At 71.2% G+C, this 17,767-nt stretch carries 17 protein-coding genes; 8 read left to right on the forward strand and 9 right to left on the reverse strand.

Annotation, left to right across the window (positions count from 1 at the left end; all coding sequences use genetic code 11):
- Nucleotides 1-19: 19 nt before the first annotated feature.
- Complete coding sequence (locus ACFWHT_RS01550; protein WP_378824820.1) at nucleotides 20-1,681, reverse strand: glycoside hydrolase family 13 protein; 1,662 nt, start codon at nucleotides 1,679-1,681, stop codon at nucleotides 20-22.
- 79 nt (nucleotides 1,682-1,760) lie between these two features.
- Complete coding sequence (locus ACFWHT_RS01555) at nucleotides 1,761-2,696, reverse strand: 2-hydroxyacid dehydrogenase (protein ID WP_378824822.1); 936 nt, start codon at nucleotides 2,694-2,696, stop codon at nucleotides 1,761-1,763.
- 96 nt (nucleotides 2,697-2,792) lie between these two features.
- Between ACFWHT_RS01555 and ACFWHT_RS01560 the strand changes: the two genes are divergently transcribed.
- Complete coding sequence (locus ACFWHT_RS01560) at nucleotides 2,793-3,221, forward strand: DUF1761 domain-containing protein (protein ID WP_378827854.1); 429 nt, start codon at nucleotides 2,793-2,795, stop codon at nucleotides 3,219-3,221.
- A 180-nt stretch (nucleotides 3,222-3,401) separates the two neighbouring features.
- On the opposite strand, the gene purQ is transcribed toward ACFWHT_RS01560, so the two are convergent.
- Nucleotides 3,402-4,109, reverse strand: coding sequence for a phosphoribosylformylglycinamidine synthase subunit PurQ (gene purQ / locus ACFWHT_RS01565; RefSeq protein ID WP_378824824.1), 708 nt, complete (start codon nucleotides 4,107-4,109; stop codon nucleotides 3,402-3,404).
- A complete protein-coding gene (gene purS, locus ACFWHT_RS01570; RefSeq protein ID WP_378824826.1) occupies nucleotides 4,106-4,354 on the reverse strand; it encodes a phosphoribosylformylglycinamidine synthase subunit PurS in 249 nt (82 codons plus the stop codon). The genes purQ and purS overlap by 4 nt, the downstream gene beginning before the upstream one ends.
- A gap of 263 nt (nucleotides 4,355-4,617) precedes the next feature.
- On the opposite strand from purS, the gene ACFWHT_RS01575 reads away from it, so the two are divergent.
- Entirely contained in the window at nucleotides 4,618-5,295 is a 678-nt protein-coding gene (locus ACFWHT_RS01575; protein ID WP_378824828.1) for a MerR family transcriptional regulator, read from the forward strand.
- A 27-nt stretch (nucleotides 5,296-5,322) separates the two neighbouring features.
- Here the strand turns inward: ACFWHT_RS01575 and ACFWHT_RS01580 are convergent, their stop codons facing one another.
- Nucleotides 5,323-5,841 (reverse strand): adenine phosphoribosyltransferase, encoded by a 519-nt coding sequence (locus tag ACFWHT_RS01580; RefSeq protein WP_378824830.1) that lies wholly within the window; start codon nucleotides 5,839-5,841, stop codon nucleotides 5,323-5,325.
- A gap of 83 nt (nucleotides 5,842-5,924) precedes the next feature.
- Between ACFWHT_RS01580 and ACFWHT_RS01585 the strand changes: the two genes are divergently transcribed.
- On the forward strand, nucleotides 5,925-7,346 hold the full coding sequence (locus ACFWHT_RS01585; RefSeq protein WP_378824832.1) for a GH1 family beta-glucosidase: 1,422 nt from the start codon (nucleotides 5,925-5,927) through the stop codon (nucleotides 7,344-7,346).
- A 43-nt stretch (nucleotides 7,347-7,389) separates the two neighbouring features.
- Complete coding sequence (locus tag ACFWHT_RS01590; RefSeq protein WP_378824834.1) at nucleotides 7,390-8,388, forward strand: LacI family DNA-binding transcriptional regulator; 999 nt, start codon at nucleotides 7,390-7,392, stop codon at nucleotides 8,386-8,388.
- A gap of 64 nt (nucleotides 8,389-8,452) precedes the next feature.
- On the opposite strand, the gene ACFWHT_RS01595 is transcribed toward ACFWHT_RS01590, so the two are convergent.
- Entirely contained in the window at nucleotides 8,453-9,091 is a 639-nt protein-coding gene (locus ACFWHT_RS01595) for a GntR family transcriptional regulator (RefSeq protein ID WP_378824836.1), read from the reverse strand.
- A gap of 114 nt (nucleotides 9,092-9,205) precedes the next feature.
- Between ACFWHT_RS01595 and ACFWHT_RS01600 the strand changes: the two genes are divergently transcribed.
- From ACFWHT_RS01600 to ACFWHT_RS01615, 4 genes are all read left to right on the forward strand, one after another.
- A complete protein-coding gene (locus ACFWHT_RS01600) occupies nucleotides 9,206-10,483 on the forward strand; it encodes an NRAMP family divalent metal transporter (protein ID WP_378824838.1) in 1,278 nt (425 codons plus the stop codon).
- A gap of 52 nt (nucleotides 10,484-10,535) precedes the next feature.
- Nucleotides 10,536-11,312, forward strand: coding sequence for a LamB/YcsF family protein (locus tag ACFWHT_RS01605; protein ID WP_378824839.1), 777 nt, complete (start codon nucleotides 10,536-10,538; stop codon nucleotides 11,310-11,312).
- A gap of 105 nt (nucleotides 11,313-11,417) precedes the next feature.
- Nucleotides 11,418-12,992 (forward strand): carboxyltransferase domain-containing protein, encoded by a 1,575-nt coding sequence (locus tag ACFWHT_RS01610; RefSeq protein WP_378824841.1) that lies wholly within the window; start codon nucleotides 11,418-11,420, stop codon nucleotides 12,990-12,992.
- Entirely contained in the window at nucleotides 12,989-14,701 is a 1,713-nt protein-coding gene (locus ACFWHT_RS01615; RefSeq protein WP_378824843.1) for an acetyl/propionyl/methylcrotonyl-CoA carboxylase subunit alpha, read from the forward strand. The genes ACFWHT_RS01610 and ACFWHT_RS01615 overlap by 4 nt, the downstream gene beginning before the upstream one ends.
- A gap of 197 nt (nucleotides 14,702-14,898) precedes the next feature.
- Here ACFWHT_RS01615 and ACFWHT_RS01620 read toward each other — a convergent pair whose 3' ends face one another.
- From ACFWHT_RS01620 to ACFWHT_RS01630, 3 genes are all read right to left on the reverse strand, one after another.
- On the reverse strand, nucleotides 14,899-15,381 hold the full coding sequence (locus ACFWHT_RS01620) for a CinA family protein (protein WP_378824844.1): 483 nt from the start codon (nucleotides 15,379-15,381) through the stop codon (nucleotides 14,899-14,901).
- Between the two features lie 64 nt (nucleotides 15,382-15,445).
- Nucleotides 15,446-16,807 (reverse strand): uracil-xanthine permease family protein, encoded by a 1,362-nt coding sequence (locus ACFWHT_RS01625; RefSeq protein ID WP_378824846.1) that lies wholly within the window; start codon nucleotides 16,805-16,807, stop codon nucleotides 15,446-15,448.
- A 79-nt stretch (nucleotides 16,808-16,886) separates the two neighbouring features.
- On the reverse strand, nucleotides 16,887-17,750 hold the full coding sequence (locus ACFWHT_RS01630; RefSeq protein ID WP_378824848.1) for a phosphoribosylaminoimidazolesuccinocarboxamide synthase: 864 nt from the start codon (nucleotides 17,748-17,750) through the stop codon (nucleotides 16,887-16,889).
- Between the last annotated feature and the right edge of the window lie 17 nt (nucleotides 17,751-17,767).

The following is a 17,767-nucleotide window of genomic DNA, read 5'->3' on the forward strand; positions in this document are numbered from 1 at the left end:
CACGGTGGGGGCCTGCGCGTCAGGCTCGGGTGAACCAGGCGGCCGTGTTGGGGGGCAGCGCGGTGCCGTCGAAGGGCTCCGAGCGGATGACGAACGACACGTCGTCGCCGAGCTCGACCGGCTCCTCGCCCAGGTTCGCCACCACGTGCAGGTCGCCACGTCGGAACGCCACGGCGGACGGGTGGATGTCCTCCCACACCAGCGAGCCGGTGCCCAGCGACCGCGCGCTGCGCTCGGCCAGCAGCGCCTTGTACAGGTTCAGCGTCGAATCGGCGTCGACCTCCTCGGCGTCACGGGCGAACGCCGCCCATTCGGCCGGCTGCGGCAGCCACGACGCACCCGTGTCGTTGAAGCCGTACGCCGGGCCGGATGCCGTCCACGGCAGCGGCACACGGCATCCGTCCCGGCCGTAGCGCTCGCCGTTGGTGCGGAACCAGGTCGGGTCCTGCCGGAACTCGTCGGGGATCTCCATCGCCTCGGGTAGGCCCAGCTCCTCGCCCTGGTAGACGTAGGCAGACCCGGGCAGGGACAGCATGACCGTGGTCGCCGCGCGGCCGCGGGAGAGGCCGACGGCCTGGTCGGGCTTGCCGGCCGAGCGCGGGCCGATGCCGTCGCCCTGCGGGCTGTCAGCGGTCAGCGCCAGACGCGAGGCGTGCCGGATCACGTCGTGGTTGGAGAGCACCCACGTGCTGGGGGCGCCGACGCCGCCGAAGGCGTCGAGCGAGTCGCGGATGACCGTGCGCAGCGCCTCGGCATCCCACGGCGTCATCAGATACGGGAAGTTGAAGGTCTGGTGCATCTCGTCGGGACGCACCCACAACGCGGTCTTCTGCAGGGTCGGCAGCCAGGCCTCGCCGCACAGCGCGCGGTCGCCGTCGTACTCGGCGAGCACCCGGTGCCAGTCGCGGTAGATGTCGTGCACGCCGTCCTGACCCCAGTACGGCACGTTCTCCTCGCCGCCGCCCATGGAGTCGGCATCGGCGACGGGGGCGTAGTCGGGAAGGCCCGCCTCCTTGACCATGCCGTGCGCCACGTCGACGCGGAAGCCGTCGACGCCGCGGTCGAGCCAGAAGCGCAGGACGCTGCGGAACTCCTCCTTGACCTCCTCGTTGGTCCAGTCGAAGTCGGGCTGGGTGACGTCGAAGATGTGCAGGTACCACTGGCCGGGGGTGCCGTCGGCCTCGGTGATGCGCTCCCACATCCCGCCGCCGAACACGCTCTCCCAGTTGTTCGGGGGCAGCTCGCCGTTCTCGCCGCGGCCGTCGCGGAACACGTAGCGGGCGCGCTCGGGACTGCCGGGGGCCGCCTTCAGAGCCTGCTGGAACCAGACGTGCTGGTCGGAGGAGTGGTTGGGCACCAGGTCGACGATCACGCGGATGCCGCGGGCGTGCGCCGCGTTCAGCATCTCGTCGAAGTCGGCCAGCGTGCCGAACAGCGGGTCGACATCGCGGTAGTCGGCGACGTCGTAGCCGGCGTCCTTCTGCGGGCTCGTCATGAACGGGCTCAGCCAGATGGCGTCGATGCCGAGGCTCTTCAGATCGTCGAGGCGGGCGGTGATGCCGGGGAGGTCTCCGATGCCGTCTCCCGATGCGTCCGCGAAGGAGCGGGGATAGATCTGGTAGATGACGGCCGTGCGCCACCATTCGGAACCGGGGGATGCGACCTGTTCGAGCTGTGCCATGCGAACAGGCTACTGCAAGCGCTTACAGTCCGACAGCGCGAATCGAAACGGTTCGATCGCGGTGGTCCGCCGACGCGGCTCAGGACCCCGGGATGACGACGTTCAGCGGCGGTTCGCCCGCCAGCATCCGCTCGATCTGGGTGCGCACCAGCCGCGCCATCCGAGGATTCATCGCCGTCGACGCGCCTCCGCCGTGCGGCGCGATCAGCAGGTTCGGGGCGGTCCAGAGCGGATGCCCGTCGGGCAGCGGCTCCTGCTCGAACACGTCGGATGCGGCACGGATGCGTCCCTCCTGCAGGGCGGGCAGCAGCGCGGACTCGTCGACGAGGGAGCCACGTCCCACGTTGACCAGGAGGGCCCCGGGTGCCATGTGCCCGAGCATCTCCGCATCGAAGACGTGCTGGGTCTCGGCGGATCCCGGAAGGCTCAGCGCGACGATCTCGGCGTTCGGCAGAAGCGCGGGCAGCTCGTCGATCGCGTGCACGGCGAGCTCGCCGACGCCGTCGACCCGCTCGGTGCGCGCGCTGCGCGCCACCGCCGTCAGCTCCACCTCGAAGGGCACCAGACGGCGGGCGATGGCCTTGCCGACCCCGCCGAATCCGACCAGCAGCACGCGCCGGTCGGCCAGGCTCTCGGCGAACACCGGTGCCCACTCGCCGCGCTCCTGCGCGTGCACGAAGCGGGGGAGCTGCCGCTGCGCGGCGATCATCAGACCCACGGCGAGCTCGGCCGTCGACGTCTCGTGCACGCTCGCCGCGTTGGCGAAGGGCATCCCGCCGGGCAGCAGCTTCTCGATGCCGTCGTATCCGATGGACTGGCTCTGCACCAGGCCGACCTCGATCCCCTCCAGGGCGGCGAGCGTTCCGTTCGCGCCGACGTACGGCGGCACGACGATGTCGATGTGCGACGCCGGTGCCGGGCTGCGCATGTCCCACACCCTGAGATCGACCCCGTCGGGCAGATCCCCGATGTCGGCGACGAGGCGGTCGTGGGGCACGGTGACGAGGAGGCTCACGTCTCGACCCTATCGGTCGGCGGACGGGCGGCATGCCCGTTTCGCCCGAGATGACGCGGGAGTAGTCTGGCCGCATCCGATGAAGGAGGGCTCATGATCGTTCCGGAGATCAACTACTGGGCGGTGCTGGTGGCGACCGTGTCGACGATGATCGTCGGCTCCCTCTGGTACGCGCCGAAGGTGTTCGGCACCCGCTGGGCGAAGCTGGCCGGGGTCGATCTCGATCGTCCGGCCTCGTCGGCGGCGATGCCGATCATCACGACGGTCATCGTCAGCTTCCTCACCGCCTGGGTGCTCGCCGGGGCCGCATCCATCGCGTGGCACTTCTACGAGGGCGCGTACTTCTGGGCATCCGTCGTGACCGCCGTCACGCTCTGGGCGGGCTTCATCGCAGCGCGGTTCATCACCCACGACGCCTTCGAGGGCCGATCGACCCGCCTGACGACGCTGAACATCGGGCACGAGCTGGTGACCGTGCTGGTCATGGCCGTGATCATCGGAGTCTGGCCGCCCGCCGGCATCTGACCCGACGCCCGCCGGCCGGGCCGTGTCCCAGCAGTGGCGGGTGCGGATGCTCGGCACCCACCGGTTCTGGGACACGCGTCCGGATTGTGTTTCAGAAGTGGCGGGTGCGGATGCCGGGGACCCGCCGGTTCTGGGACACGCGCCCGGATTGTGTCCCAGCAGTGGCGGGTGCGGGTGCGGCTAGGCGGCGACGCGGGAGACGGCGGCGATCGCGGATGCGAAGAAGCCGATCCCGTCGACGCCGGAGCGCATCGCCGCGGAGGTGTCGGGACCGAAGCCCGGCTCGGTGGCGTGCTCCGGATGCGGCATCAGGCCGACCACGTTGCCGGCGGCGTTCGTGAGGCCGGCGATGTCGCGCAGCGACCCGTTCGGGTTCACACCCGCGTACCGGAACGCGACCAGACCCTCTCCCTCGAGCCGGTCGAGAGTGTCGTCGGCGGCGATGTAGCCCCCCTCGCCGTTCTTGAGCGGGATGACGATCTCCTGGCCCTGCTCGAACGCGCTGGTCCAGGCGGTGTCGGCGTTCTCGACGGTGAGCTTCTGGTCGCGCCGCACGAAGTGCTGATGGTCGTTGCGGATCAGGCCGCCGGGAAGCAGGTGCGCCTCGACGAGCATCTGGAAGCCGTTGCAGATGCCGAGGATCGGCATGCCCTTGGCGGCGGCGTCCTTCACCTCGGCCATGATCGGCGAGAGGGCCGCGATCGCGCCGGAGCGCAGATAGTCGCCGTAGCTGAAGCCGCCGGGAAGCACGAGGGCGTCCACGCCTTCGAGGTCGTGCGAGCCGTGCCACAGGGCGACGGGCTCGGCGCCGGCGATGCGCACGGCGCGCTGCGCATCGCGGTCGTCAAGCGAACCGGGGAAGGTGATGACCCCGATGCGTGCGGTCACTGCGCGACCTCGACGCCCACGACGTCTTCGATCACGGAGTTGGACAGCACGTCCTCGGCGACACGGCGCGCCTCGGCGAGCAGCTCGTCGGTGACCTCGCCGTCGACGGTGAGCTCGAAGCGCTTTCCGATGCGGACCTGGCTGAAGCTGTCGACGCCGAGACGGGCGAAGGCGCCCGAGACGGCCTTCCCCTGCGGGTCGAGCAGTTCGGCCTTGGGCATGACGTCGACGACGATGGTGGGCATAGCTGCGATTCTATGCGATCGCGTGCGGGGTCAGCGGCCCGGGTGGAGGATGCACCCCCCGCTGCTCCACCCGGGCCCGCCGAGGCTCCCATACCTCGGAATGTCGAGGGTCCCCGCCTCGAAGTGCTGCGCGCGTGGCGTCCCATGCGGACAGCGGTCCCCTGGGACAGCAGGCTAGAGTCTTCGCACGATGTGCGCATCGTGGAGAGTGCGCCGACCCGATGCTCTCCAAGGAGACACGATCGCGTGTGCGGGAGGGAAGCATGAAACTCAGCGGGCTGTCGCGTGAGACCGGCGTGAGCACGACGACGCTCAAGCACTGGATCCGGGTGGGCATCCTTCCCCCCGGACGCCTGCGCAACCGCACCACCGCCGTCTACGACGATCGGCACGCGCACCGCGTTCGGCTGATCATCGTGCTGCGCGACCTCTACGATGCGTCGACGAAGGCCATTCGCGGGCTCACCGAGCTGATCGACACCGACGGCGTCACGACGATCGAAGTGATGAACGCGTGCCAGGCCCTCGCCCTCGGCGTCCCCGAGGACATCGCGTCCGATCCGGCGTACGACGAGTACCGCGAGCGCACCCACGAGCTGATGCGTCGACGCGACTGGCGCGGATACCCCGGTGCGGCCGAGCGCGGCATGGCGTTCGCGCTCGCCCAGGCATCCGAGGTGGGACTGGACTACGACGTCGACGAGCTGATGGCGTACGCAGACGCGCTGGAGCCGCTCGCCGGCCGCAACGTCGCCGCGCTGGGCCCGGAGGGATCGCCGGACGAGGTCGCCACGCGGATGCTTGTCGCGGTCAACGCACGCGCGAAGCAGCTCGTCGCGGTGAGCAGTCTGGCGCACGCCGCGGCATCCGTCCGCTCGGCGATCGAGAACGGCAGCGCTCCGGCCGACATCGCCCGCCCTCCCGCCCCGCGCACCCGCTGATCCCCGCCGCCGCCCTGCCCGAGGGGGTCAGGCGGAGCGGAACACGGTGTGCAGGTCGCCGATGACGTCGCGGCCGCCGAGTCCGTTGATCTCGAAGAGCACGCTGATGCCCGCGACGACGTACCCGAGCTCCTCGATCACCCGGCGCCCGGCGGCGAGCGTGCCGCCCGTGGCGAGCACGTCGTCGATGAGCAGGATGCGGGTTCCGCTGGGCAGGTCGTCGTGCATCTCGATGGTGGCGGTGCCGTACTCGAGCGCGTAGTCGACGGATGCCGCGGGCCGGGGCAGCTTGCCGGCCTTGCGGATCGGAACCAGGCCGGTGCCGGCCGTGATGGCCGCCGCGCCGGCGAGGATGAATCCGCGGGCCTCGACGCCGGCCACCACATCGAAGGAGCCGGCGAACGGCGCCACGAGCGCCTCGGTGGTGGCGCGCAGCGCCGCGGCATCCGCCAGCAGCGGAGTGATGTCGCGGAAGAGGATGCCGGGACTCGGATAGTCCGGGATGGAGCGGATCAGTGCCTCGGCGCGCGCCAGTTCGGGATTCACCAGCCAAGGCTATCCGACCGGTCCGGGAGCCCGCTGCGCTCCGTCGTGGGAGCGCTCCCGCAACTCGTGGCATGATGTTCTGCATGACCCGCTCCTTTCCCGACGGCTTCCTGTTCGGCGCGGCCACGGCCGCCTACCAGATCGAGGGCGCGGCCTTCGAGGACGGCCGCACCGCATCCATCTGGGATGCCTTCGCCCGCGTGCCGGGCGCGGTCGTGAACGCCGACAACGGCGACATCGCGTGCGACCACTACCACCGCTACCGCGAAGACGTCGCGCTCATGCGTGAGCTGGGCCTGCAGACCTACCGGTTCTCCACCTCCTGGTCGCGCGTGCGCCCCGACGGCGGAGCGGTGAACCCGCAGGGCATCGACTTCTACAGCCGCCTGGTCGACGAGCTGCTCGAGGCCGGCATCGTGCCCTGGCTGACGCTGCACCACTGGGACATGCCGCAGGCTCTCGAGGAGCAGGGCGGCTGGACGAACCGCGACATCGCCGACCGCTTCGCCGACTACGCGCTCAGCGTGCACGACGCACTGGGCGACCGCGTGCAGCACTGGACCACCATGAACGAGCCGTGGTGCTCGTCGTTCCTCTCCTACACCGCGGGCGTGCACGCGCCGGGCCGCACCAGCATCCGCGACGGACTGCTCGCCGCCCATCACCTGCTGCTGTCGCACGGGCGCGCCGTGCAGGCGCTGCGCGAGCGCGCGCCCGAGCTCGATCTGGGCATCACGCTGAACCTCACCGTCGCCGATGCGGCCGACCCCGCCGACCCCCTCGACGTCGACGCCGCGCGGCGCATCGACGGCCAGTTCAACCGCTGGTTCCTGGATCCGATCTTCCGGGGCAGCTATCCGGCCGACATCGTGCGCGACATCCGCGAGGTCGACCCCGAGGCCGTCGCGACCTGGCAGCAGGCGGTGCGGCCCGATGACCTCGACGTGATCTCCAGTCCGCTCGACGCGCTGGGCATCAACTACTACCACGGCGAGCTGCTGTCGGGACATCCGCAGCCCGGCGCCGAGGGCAATCCGCACGAGACCGAGGGCCAGCAGCGCGTCACCGCTTCGCCCTTCCCGTCCGACGAGGGCATCCACTGGGTCGAGCGCGGCCTGCCCCGTACCGACATGGGCTGGGAGGTGCAGCCCGAGGGGCTCACCCGCCTGCTGGTGCGCGTGGGCGAGGAGTACGCCCCCGACGTCGCCCTGTACGTGACCGAGAACGGCGTCGCCTACGCCGACGTCGTCGCGGCGGACGGCGAGGTGGCGGACGACGACAGGGTGCAGTTCCTGCGCGCGCACATCGCCGCGACCAGGGATGCCATCGACCAGGGCGCCGACGTGCGCGGGTACTTCTACTGGTCGCTGCTGGACAACTACGAGTGGGCCTGGGGCTACGCCAAGCGCTTCGGCCTCGTGCGCGTCGACTACGGCACCCAGGAGCGCACGATCAAGGCGAGCGGGCGGGAGTACGCTCGCATCATCGCCGCCCGCGCGATCTGACCCCGCGGGGCCTCGAGCCCGCGCCCGTCGAAACGAGTACCCGATGCCCCGATCCACGATCGAAGAGGTCGCCGCGCTCGCGGGCGTCTCGCGGTCGACCGTCTCCCGTGTCGTGAACGGCTCCACGGCCGTGAGCGCCGAGGCGCTCGCCGCGGTGCAGAAGGCCATCGCCGAGCTGAACTATGCCCCCAACCGCGCCGCCCGCTCGCTCGCGAGCAGGCAGACCCACGCGATCGGTCTCGTCGTCCCCGAAGACACCACGCGCTTCTTCGGTGACCCGTTCCTCGCATCCGTCGTGGCCGGCATCAATGCCCGGCTGGCTGACTCGGACTACATCCTCAACCTGCTGATCGCGAGCGACGACCCCGGCGGCAAGATGGTGCGCTTCGTGCGCAACGGCGGGGTGGATGCCGCGATCATCGTGTCGCATCACGCCAGCGACTCGTTCGTCGGCAGCATCGCCGACGCCGTGCCTGTCGTGTTCGGCGGGCGCCCGTCGCAACCCCGCGACAGCGACATCATCGTCGACGTCGACAACGTGCGGGCGGCGGCCGACGCGGCCCGGCACCTGATCGACCTCGGGCGGCGGCGCATCGCGACGATCACGGGAACGCTGACGATGTCGTCGGGCGTCGACCGGCGCGACGGGTTCCTCGCGGCGCTGGCCGAGGCGGGTCTCGAGTCCGCCGGGGAGGTCGACGGCGACTTCAGCGAGCAGGGCGGTGCCCAGGCCGCGCTGGAGCTGCTCGGGCAGCCGGAGATCCCGGATGCCCTGTTCATCGCCAGCGACCTGATGTCGCGCGGTGCGATCGGCGTGCTGCGCGGGGCGGGGCTGCGGGTTCCGGAGGACATCGCGATCGTGAGCTTCGACGACTCGCCGCTCGCCGAGGCGTACGAGCTCACCAGCATGCGCCAGCCCATGTTCGAGCAGGGCGAGCTGCTCGCCGGGGTCATCGTCGACCTGCTCGCCGGCGATCAGCCCCCGCCGCTGACCATCATGCCGACCGAGCTGGTCGTGCGCGGTTCGGCCCCCGCGGTCTGAGCGGACGCCGTCCGTCGGGCGCGAGCCGTGTGCTCGACGGCGGATCCGACGCCGGATGCTGCGGCTAAGCCTTGCCCATGCGGGTGAAAGCGCCCAGGACCGTCCGCTCGGATGCCATGAGGTAGCGCTCCAGCTCTTCCGCGGCGGCCGCCGGCCCGCGTTCGAGCAGCGCCGTCAGGACCACGCGGTTCTTGCGCACGAACGGTTCGTGCAGGGCCCGCGGGTCGTCGATCTCGAGGAACACCAGGCGCAGCTCGGCGGCCACGTCGCGGTACGTGCGGGCCAGACGCGGGCTGTCGGACAGGGCGACGATCGCGTCGTGGAAGGCCATGTTCGCGCTGCCGACGCGTCGCCAGTCCTCGGCCGGAAGATTCGCCTCGGCCTCCGCGAGGGAGTCGCGCATCAGCTGAACCGCCGGATGCTCGGGCTCGGACTGCCTCAACGCCGTGCACTCGATCACGCGCCGCGCGCGGTAGATGTCGATGACGTCGGCGATCGTGGGCGAGGCGACCGAGACGCCGCGGTGCGGAACGTGCTCGATCAGTCCTTGCTCGGCGAGCACCCGGAAGGCCTCGCGGAGGGTGTTCCGCGACACCTCGAGCTGCTCGGCGAGGGCGGATTCCGACAGCCGCGAACCGGGGGCGAAGTCGCCGTCGATGATGCGCTCGCGCAGGATGTCGGCGAGGGGCGCGCGGGTGGGCATAACCACAGAGTAGGCGGCCGCGGGGGCATCGCGAAAGATTGTTGAACAATTTATGTCGATGTGTTCTACACTCGTTTCATCCGACACCCACCAACGACGATGGGAACACCCCTCATGTCCGAGCAGAACACTGCACCGCTCTCCGCCGAGGACGAGGCGAGACTGGCCGGCGCGAAGAAGCGCGTCGGCCGCAGCGCCGTCATCGGCGCCATCTTCCTCATGGCGACCTCCGCCATCGGCCCCGGCTTCATCACCCAGACCGCCACCTTCACCGCGCAGATGGGCGCGGCCTTCGCCTTCGCGATCCTCGTCTCGGTGATCATCGACATCGCCGTGCAGCTCAACGTGTGGCGCATGATCACCTCCTCCGGCAAGCGCGCCGGCGAGCTGGCGAACAGCGCCATCCCGTTCTCCGGCCACGTCATCGCCGTGCTGGTGATCGTCGGCGGGCTGGCGTTCAACATCGGCAACATCGCCGGCGGCGGGCTCGGCCTGAACGCGCTGCTCGGCGTCGACCCGAAGCTCGGCGGACTGCTCACCGGAGCGCTGGCGATCATCATCTTCCTCATCAAGCGCGCCGGGCGCGTGATGGACGTCGTGCTCGTCGTGCTCGGTGTCGGCATGATCGTGATGACCGTGATCGTCACGGTCGTCGCGCAGCCCCCGGTCGGCGACGCCCTGCGTCAGACGATCATCCCCGACGACATCGACTTCGCCACGATCACCACGATCGTCGGCGGGACGGTGGGCGGCTACATCACCTACTCCGGTGCGCACCGCTACCTCGACTCCGGGCACACCGGGCCCGAGCACGCCGGCCCGGTCATGCGCGCCGCCGCGAACGGCATTCTCGTCACCGGCATCATGCGCTACGTCCTCTTCCTCGCGATCCTCGGGGTCGTGGCATCCGGCGTCACCCTCGACCTGTCGGGTCAGGCGGCCAACCCCGCCGGCCAGGCGTTCGGCGCCGTGCTCGGCGACGCCGGCCTGCGCATCTTCGGCGCGATCTTCTGGGCCGCGGCCCTCAGCTCGGTGATCGGCGCCGCCTACACCTCGGCCTCGTTCCTCTCCGGCTTCCACCGGCGATTCCTCGGCGGCTGGTCGCTGCAGTGGGCGACCGTCGGGTTCATCGTCGTGTCGCTGATCGTGTACCTGCTGATCGGCACCGCACCGGCCGCGATCCTCGTGTTCGTCGGCGGCTTCAACGGACTCATCCTGCCGATCGGCCTGACCGTGTTCATGTACATCGGCTGGTTCCGCCGCGACCTGCTCGGCACCAGGAGGTACCCGCTCGTGCTGCTCATCGCCGGCACACTCGTGACCGCGCTCACCTGGTACATGGGCGTCGTCTCGATCGGCCCGATCTTCGCGTTCCTCGGCATCGGGGCGTGAGCGGGCGGACGTGGCATCGTGAACGACAGGCGCACAGCGAACGGAGCATGACGTGGCATCCATCGACCTGAACTCGGACCTCGGCGAGAACACCCCCGAGCGGATCGTCGGCGACGACGCCGCCATGCTCGGCATCGTCACGAGCGCGAACGTGGCGTGCGGTTTCCACGCGGGCAGCCCCGAGGGCATCCGCGAGACCCTGTCCGACGCGGTGCGCCGCGGCGTGGTGATCGGCGCCCACCCCGGTTACCGCGACTACGAGAACTTCGGGCGCACGAACGTCGAGATCGACTCGGCCACGCTGCAGGCGCATGTCGAGTATCAGCTCGGCGCGCTCGAGGGACTCGCACGAGCGGTCGGCGGCGCGGTCGCGTACGTCAAGCCGCATGGCGCGCTGTACAACACGATCGCGCGCGACGAGCGGCAGGCGGGCGACGTCGTCGCCGCCGTCAAGGCCATCGACCCGCGCCTGGTGCTGCTGGGCCTCGCCGGCGGCGTGGTGCTGGAGGTCGCGGAGAGGGCGGGCCTGCAGGTCGCCGCCGAGGCGTTCGCCGACCGCGCCTACCAGCCCGACGGGCAGCTCGTCTCGCGCACCCAGGAGGGTGCCGTGCTGCACGATCCCGTCGCCGTCGCCGAGCGGATGGTGCGCTTCGCCGAGACCGGCGTGATCCGCGCGATCGACGGCACCGACGTGCGGGTGGACGCCCAGTCCATCTGCGTGCACGGCGACAGCGCCGGTGCGATCGCGATGGCCGCGGAGACGAGGCGGATGCTGCAGGCGGCCGGCGTGACCATCGCCCCGTTCGCGGGTTCCGGCGCCGGGGTGTGAGATGACGGTCGTCGCCACTTTCGAGCAGCTGATCGCCGCGCGCGCGGCCGACGGCCGCGGCCGCATGTTCGTCACCGACGCGCCCGGCGCGGAGCACGGCGTCTGATGCGCATCCTTACCGCATCCGACCGCGCCCTGCTCGTCGAGGCCGCTGACCTCGACGAGGCGATGCGCCTGAACCTCGCCTGGGACGGCGTGCCGGGCGTGGTCGAACGCATCCCCGGTGCCCGCACCGTGCTGGTGCGGTTCGACCCGCTGCGGGTGTCCGCGGACGAGCTGGCGGCGATGCTCGAGACCACGCGGGTGGATGCGGAGCACGTGCCGCACACCCGTGAGGTGACGATCCCCGTGCGGTACGACGGCGAGGACCTCGACGAGGTCGCGACGCTGCTCGGCGTCTCGGCCGAGGAGGTCGTGAACCGGCACCTCGCCGCCGGATGGCAGGTCGCGTTCTCGGGCTTCGCCCCCGGCTTCGGCTACACAGTCGGCGACGACCCGCTCTTCGACGTGCCGCGCCGCTCCTCGCCGCGCACCCGCGTGCCCGAGGGCTCGGTCGCACTCGCCGGGCACTTCACCGGCGTGTACCCGCGGGAGAGCCCGGGCGGCTGGCAGCTCATCGGCCGCACCGACGCCGTGATGTGGGACATCGATCGCGAGCCGCCCGCGCTGCTCTCGCCGGGCACCCTGGTGCGCTTCGAACGCGCCGCGCGGGAGACACAGGGCGGCCTCGGTGCGGCGGCAGGCGGTCCGGAGCGGAGTTCGGCTCCCCGGGCGGCGGATGCCGACGCGCGAGGCGTCGAGGTGGTCCGGCCGGGACTGCAGCTGCTCGTGCAGGACCTCGGGCGGTACGGGCACGCGGCGCTCGGCGTCTCGGCATCCGGCATCGCCGACCGCACCGCGCTGCGCGACGCCAACCGAGCCGTCGGCAACCGCCCGGACGCGGCCGTGCTCGAGAGCGTCGGCGGAGCCGTGCTGCGCTTTCACGGCGATGGCGTCGCGGCGGTGGCGGGAGCCGCGGGCGAGCTGGCGCTGACGGATGCCGCCGGCGTGGAGCGCACGGTCCGGCACGGCGCTCCGTTCGCGGTCGTCGACGGAGATGAGCTGGTGCTCGCGCATCCCGGTGCAGGGCTGCGGCATGTCATCGCGGTCCGCGGTGGTCTCGTGGCGCACGCCGCGCTCGGCAGCGTGGCATCCGACACCCTGGCGGGCCTCGGCCCCGCGCCGCTCACCGCGGGCGACGTGGTCGAGGTCGGCGGCGAGGCCCCGCACGCCGTCGACCCGTTCCCGCAGGCGCGCATGCTGCCCGTCCCCGGCGAGACCGTCGTGCTCGACATCACTCTCGGACCGCGTGACGAGTGGTTCACCGCTGCGGCGTTGCAGACCCTCGCCGACCAGGAGTGGGCCGTCACGCCGCGCTCCGACCGCGTGGGCATCCGGTTGCACGGAGACGTGCCGCTGGAGCGCGCCGTCGCCGGCGAGCTGCCCAGCGAGGGGGCGGTGAACGGTGCCATCCAGGTTCCGCCCGACGGCCAGCCCGTGCTCTTCCTGCCCGACCACCCGCTCACCGGCGGGTATCCGATCATCGGCGCCCTCACCGACCGCTGCCTGGATCTCGCCGGTCAGCTGCCCCCGGGGGCGCGCGTCCGCTTCCGCATCATCGCCGAGAAGAGCACGTCATGACCAAGATCCTGATCGCCAATCGCGGCGAGATCGCCGTGCGGGTGATCCGCGCCTGCGCCGAAGCCGGATATATGTCGATCGCGGTATACGCCGACCAGGATGCCGACGCCCTGCACGTGCGCCTGGCTGACGAAGCCGTCGGGCTCGGGGGCGCCACCGCGGCGGACACCTATCTGTCGATCGATTCGCTGCTCGACGCGGCCCGCCGCAGCGGCGCCGACGCCGTGCATCCCGGCTACGGCTTCCTGTCCGAGAGCGCCGCCTTCGCCCGCGCGGTCGAGGACGCGGGGCTGATCTGGATCGGACCGTCTGCGGAGAGCATCGAGGCGCTCGGCGACAAGATGACCGCGCGCCGCATCGCCCAGCGCGTGGGGGCTCCTCTCGCCGCCGGCACCGACGAGCCACTCTCCGGCCCGGCCGAGGCGGTCGCCTTCGCCGAGGAGCACGGGGTCCCGATCGCGATCAAGGCGGCCTTCGGTGGCGGCGGGCGCGGCATCAAGGTCGTGCGCGAGCTCGGCGAGGTCGCCGAGGCGTTCGACGCCGCCACCCGCGAGGCCATCGTCGCCTTCGGCCGCGGCGAGTGCTTCGTCGAGCGGTTCCTGGAGAGCCCGCGCCACATCGAGGTGCAGGTGCTCGGCGACGGGCACGGCGGGGTGATCGCCGTCGGCGACCGCGACTGCTCCCTGCAGCGCCGCAACCAGAAGCTCATCGAGGAGGCCCCCGCCCCCGGACTGACGGAACGACAGCGCGAGACGATCCACGAGGCCGCCCGCCGCATCTGCGCCGAGGTCGACTACCGCGGCGCAGGCACCGTCGAGTTCCTGCTCGCCGCCGACGGCACGATCTCCTTCCTCGAGGTGAACACGCGCCTGCAGGTGGAGCATCCCGTCACCGAGCAGGTCGCCGGCGTCGATCTCGTGCGCGAGCAGTTCCGCATCGCGTTCGGCGAGGGCACCTCGCTCAGTGGCACTCCCGAGCCGCGCGGGCACGCGTTCGAGTTCCGCATCAACGCCGAGGACCCCGGCCGCGGATTCCTGCCCAGCCCGGGCGCGGTCGCGGTTCTGCGGGTGCCGGGCGGGCCCGGGGTGCGCTGGGACAGCGGCATCGAAGCCGGGGATGCCGTGCAGCCCGCCTTCGACTCCATGATCGCCAAGCTCATCGTGTTCGCCGATTCGCGCGACGCGGCGCTCGTCCGTGCTCGCCGAGCCCTGCGCGAGCTCGCCGTCGAGGGGCCGGCGACCGTGATCGGCTTCGCCCGGCTGGCGATCGAGCAGCCCGAGTTCGCGACGGACGGCTTCGCCGTGCACACCCAATGGATCGAGAGCGCCCTGCTGCCGCGACTCGAGCCGCAGCTGCGGCCGGCGCCCATGGAAGATGCCGGGTTGCAGCGCTTCCCCGTCGAGATCGACGGCCGTCGCGTGACGCTCGGCGTTCCCACGGCGCTGCTCGCGGGGTTCGCCGGCGCCGCGGCATCCGCCCCCGCGCCGGCGCAGGCCGACCCGGCCGACCTGCGCGCCCCCGCTCCGGGGACACTGGTGCGCTGGCTCGCCGACGACGGTGCGACGGTGGGGGAGGGAGACGCCGTGGCGGTGCTGGATGCGATGAAGATGGAGACCCCCGTCACCGCTCAGCGCGCCGGATCCCTGACGCACGCGGTCGAGGTGGGTGCCACGGTCGCCGCGGATGCCGTGATCGGCCGGATCGCCTGAGACCGGCGACCCGCCGGTGCCGGCCCAGCCATCCACGTGTCCCACAAGTGGTGGCTGTCCGGGGTCCGCACCCGCCGGTGCTGGGATCTCCCCGGTCCTGTGTCCCACTAGTGGCGTGTGCCCGGGGTCCGCACCCGCCGGTTGTGGGACGCGGGCGGACCTGAAGTGACCCGAGACCGGATGCGGGCCGCAGCCGGTCAGATCTCTGCGGCGTGCGTGGTCAGCATCCGAACGGCGGCCGTGACCGTCGCGGCGAGCACCTCCTCGGGCCCGCCGTCCAGGCGCAGGTGACGATGCCCCACCTGCTTCCGGGTGGCCCATCCGAGGTACACGGTCCCCGGCGGGTGACCGTCGTCGGGTCCAGGGCCGCCCACCCCCGTCGTGGACACGCAGAGGTCGGCGTCGAAGAGCGCGCGCGCTCCACGGGCGAGCTGCTCCGCGCAGTCGGCCGAACAGGGATCGGTGCCGTGCTCAAGGCCCAGCAGCTGCTCCTTCACGTCGGTCATGTACGCCACGACGCCGCCCGCGAACCACTCGGCGGCCTCTCCGGCCGCGCCGACCGTACCCGCGAGGTTGCCCGAGGTGAGCGACTCGACCACGGCGATCCGCAGCCCGCGGCTGCGGGCGATGTCACTGAGCCGGTCGAGGTCTGCGGCGTCGCGCTGCACGAGGTCTTCCATGTCGAATGACGTTAGAGCCGCGCGGCGACCGGCGACACGGGGTTGACAGTGTCGCCGGTCCGGATCAGGCCGGATCTCCCCCGAGCGGGCCCACCGCCTCGAGCGGCTTCGGGTCGTCGGCACCCGACCGCCGCAGCCGGGCGATGAGGTTGCCCAGGTGGTAGATGAGGATCGCCCCGATGGTGGCGAGGACGATGCCGCCCAGCTCGAAGCCGGACTCGGTGTCCTTGATCATGAATCCGCCGACCGCGACGATCAGGCCCACGGCCGCCGTGTACTGGTTGACCGGGCGCGAGAAGTCGACCCGGTTGTCCACCCAGATCTTGATGCCGATCACGCCGATCAGACCGTACAGCGCTGTGGTGACGCCGCCGAGCACGCCGGCGGGCACCGAGTTGATCACGGCGCCGAACTTGGGCGACATGCTCAGCAGGATCGCGGTGATGCCGGCCACCCAGTACGCCGCGGTGGAGTAGACGCGAGTGGATGCCATCACGCCGATGTTCTCGCCGTAGGTGGTGGTTCCCGAGCCGCCGAAGAACCCGGCGAGTGAGGTGGAGACGCCGTCGGCGATCAGCGCCTTGCCGGTCTGCCTGTTGATCGCGGGATCTTCGACCATGGTGGCGACACCGCGCACGTGGCCGACGTTCTCGGCGATCAGCACGAGCACGACGGGCAGGAACATCGCCATCGCCGACCACGTGCCGGGCGCGGCGAAGTCGGGGTAGTGGAACTCCGGCAGGCCGATCCAGGCGGCTTCGTCGATCAGCTCCAGGGGTGTCTTGCCGTCGAGCAGAGGGTTCGGGATCGAGAGCTCGCCGCGTACCGCCGCGAAGACGTACCCGGCGATCACGCCGAGGAAGATCGAGATGCGACCGAGGAAGCCGCGGAAGACCACGGCGAAGAGGATGGTGATCGCCAGGGTGAAGGTCGCCGTGTACGGGGACACCTCGTAGTTGCCGCGGGCGGCGCCGGCGAGGTTGAACCCGATCAGCGCGACGATCGTGCCCGCGAGCACCGGCGGCAGGAAGCGGTCGACCCAGCGCACGCCGACGGTGTGCACGACGACGCCGATGATCGCGAGCAGCACGCCGACGGCGACGATGCCGGCGAGTGCCGAGTTCATGCTCGCCGATGCGGTGGCCGCGGTGACCGGGGCGATGAACGCGAAGGACGAGCCCAGGTAGCTGGGCAGCTTGTTGCGCGTGACCAGCAGGAACAGGATCGTCCCGACGCCGCTGAACAGCAGCGTCGTGGGCACCGGGAAGCCCGTGAGGATCGGCACGAGGAACGTGGCGCCGAACATGGCGACGACGTGCTGCACGCCGATCGCGATCGTGGCGGGCCAATTCAGTCTCTCGTCGGGACGGACGACGGCGCCGGGCGCGACAGTGCGACCGTTGCCGTGGATGTTCCACAGCGGCATGGGGGCTCCTCGGGGATCGGACGGCGCGGTCGGGACAAGCTCAGCGCCGAGGAAACACTATCGCCCCCGTGGGGCGCGCTCAGCCCGCGAGGCGCTCGATGAGCTCGCGGTAGCGCGCGGCGGTCTGCGCCACGATCTCCTCGGGCAGCGCGGGCGGCTCGCCCTGCCTGTCCCAGTTGTCGGCGAGCCAGTCGCGCACGATCTGCTTGTCGAAGCTGGCCATGCGCTCCTCGGGCGTCGTGCCGGTACGCCAGCTCTGGGCATCCCAGTAGCGGGAGGAGTCGCTGGTGAGCACCTCGTCGGCGACGCGCAGCGTGCCCTCGGCATCCGTGCCGAACTCGAACTTGGTGTCGGCCAGGATCAGCCCCTTCTGCTCGGCGACGTCCGCGGCGCGGAGATACAGCGACAGCGACGTGTCCCGCAGCTGCGACGCGCGCTCGGCGCCGACCAACTCCACGACCCGCTCGAAGGTGATGTTCTCGTCGTGCTCGCCCATGGGCGCCTTGTAGGCGGGGGTGAACAGCGGCTCGGGCAGGCGGTCGCCGTTCTTGAGGCCGGCGGGAAGGGGGATGCCGCAGACCGTGCCTCGATCGACGTACTCGGCCCAGCCCGTGCCGGTGATGTATCCGCGCACCACGCACTCGATGGGCAGCATCTCGAGGGCCATCGCGAGCATGGCGCGCCCGGCCACGGCATCCGGGATCTCGCCCTCGGCGATGTGGTTGGGCACGTCGGCCAGCTTGCCGAACCACCAGGTGCTCAGGCTCGTCAGCAGCTCGCCCTTCTGCGGGATGCCGGGGGAGAGCACGTGGTCGAATGCGCTCACCCGGTCGGAGGCGACGACGAGGATGCGGGTGTCGCCCGGATCCTCCGACGCGTACAGGTCGCGCACCTTTCCGGAGTAGATGTGCCGCCAGCCGGGGATGCTCTGTGCTTCGCTCACGGGTACATCCTCCCACT

This window comes from Microbacterium sp. NPDC058342, from assembly GCF_042723935.1.
Lineage (GTDB): Bacteria > Actinomycetota > Actinomycetes > Actinomycetales > Microbacteriaceae > Microbacterium.

Bases quoted from the DNA above. Each gene is read 5' to 3' on its own strand.
- ACFWHT_RS01550 (WP_378824820.1), bottom strand. From the start codon at position 1,681: ATGGCACAGCTCGAACAGGTCGCATCCCCCGGTTCCGAATGGTGGCGC.
- purS (WP_378824826.1), bottom strand. From the start codon at position 4,354: ATGCCCACCATCGTCGTCGACGTCATGCCCAAGGCCGAACTGCTCGAC.
- ACFWHT_RS01575 (WP_378824828.1), top strand. From the start codon at position 4,618: ATGAAACTCAGCGGGCTGTCGCGTGAGACCGGCGTGAGCACGACGACG.
- ACFWHT_RS01585 (WP_378824832.1), top strand. From the start codon at position 5,925: ATGACCCGCTCCTTTCCCGACGGCTTCCTGTTCGGCGCGGCCACGGCC.
- ACFWHT_RS01590 (WP_378824834.1), top strand. From the start codon at position 7,390: ATGCCCCGATCCACGATCGAAGAGGTCGCCGCGCTCGCGGGCGTCTCG.
- ACFWHT_RS01595 (WP_378824836.1), bottom strand. From the start codon at position 9,091: ATGCCCACCCGCGCGCCCCTCGCCGACATCCTGCGCGAGCGCATCATC.
- ACFWHT_RS01600 (WP_378824838.1), top strand. From the start codon at position 9,206: ATGTCCGAGCAGAACACTGCACCGCTCTCCGCCGAGGACGAGGCGAGA.
- ACFWHT_RS01610 (WP_378824841.1), top strand. From the start codon at position 11,418: ATGCGCATCCTTACCGCATCCGACCGCGCCCTGCTCGTCGAGGCCGCT.
- ACFWHT_RS01615 (WP_378824843.1), top strand. From the start codon at position 12,989: ATGACCAAGATCCTGATCGCCAATCGCGGCGAGATCGCCGTGCGGGTG.
- ACFWHT_RS01620 (WP_378824844.1), bottom strand. From the start codon at position 15,381: ATGGAAGACCTCGTGCAGCGCGACGCCGCAGACCTCGACCGGCTCAGT.
- ACFWHT_RS01625 (WP_378824846.1), bottom strand. From the start codon at position 16,807: ATGCCGCTGTGGAACATCCACGGCAACGGTCGCACTGTCGCGCCCGGC.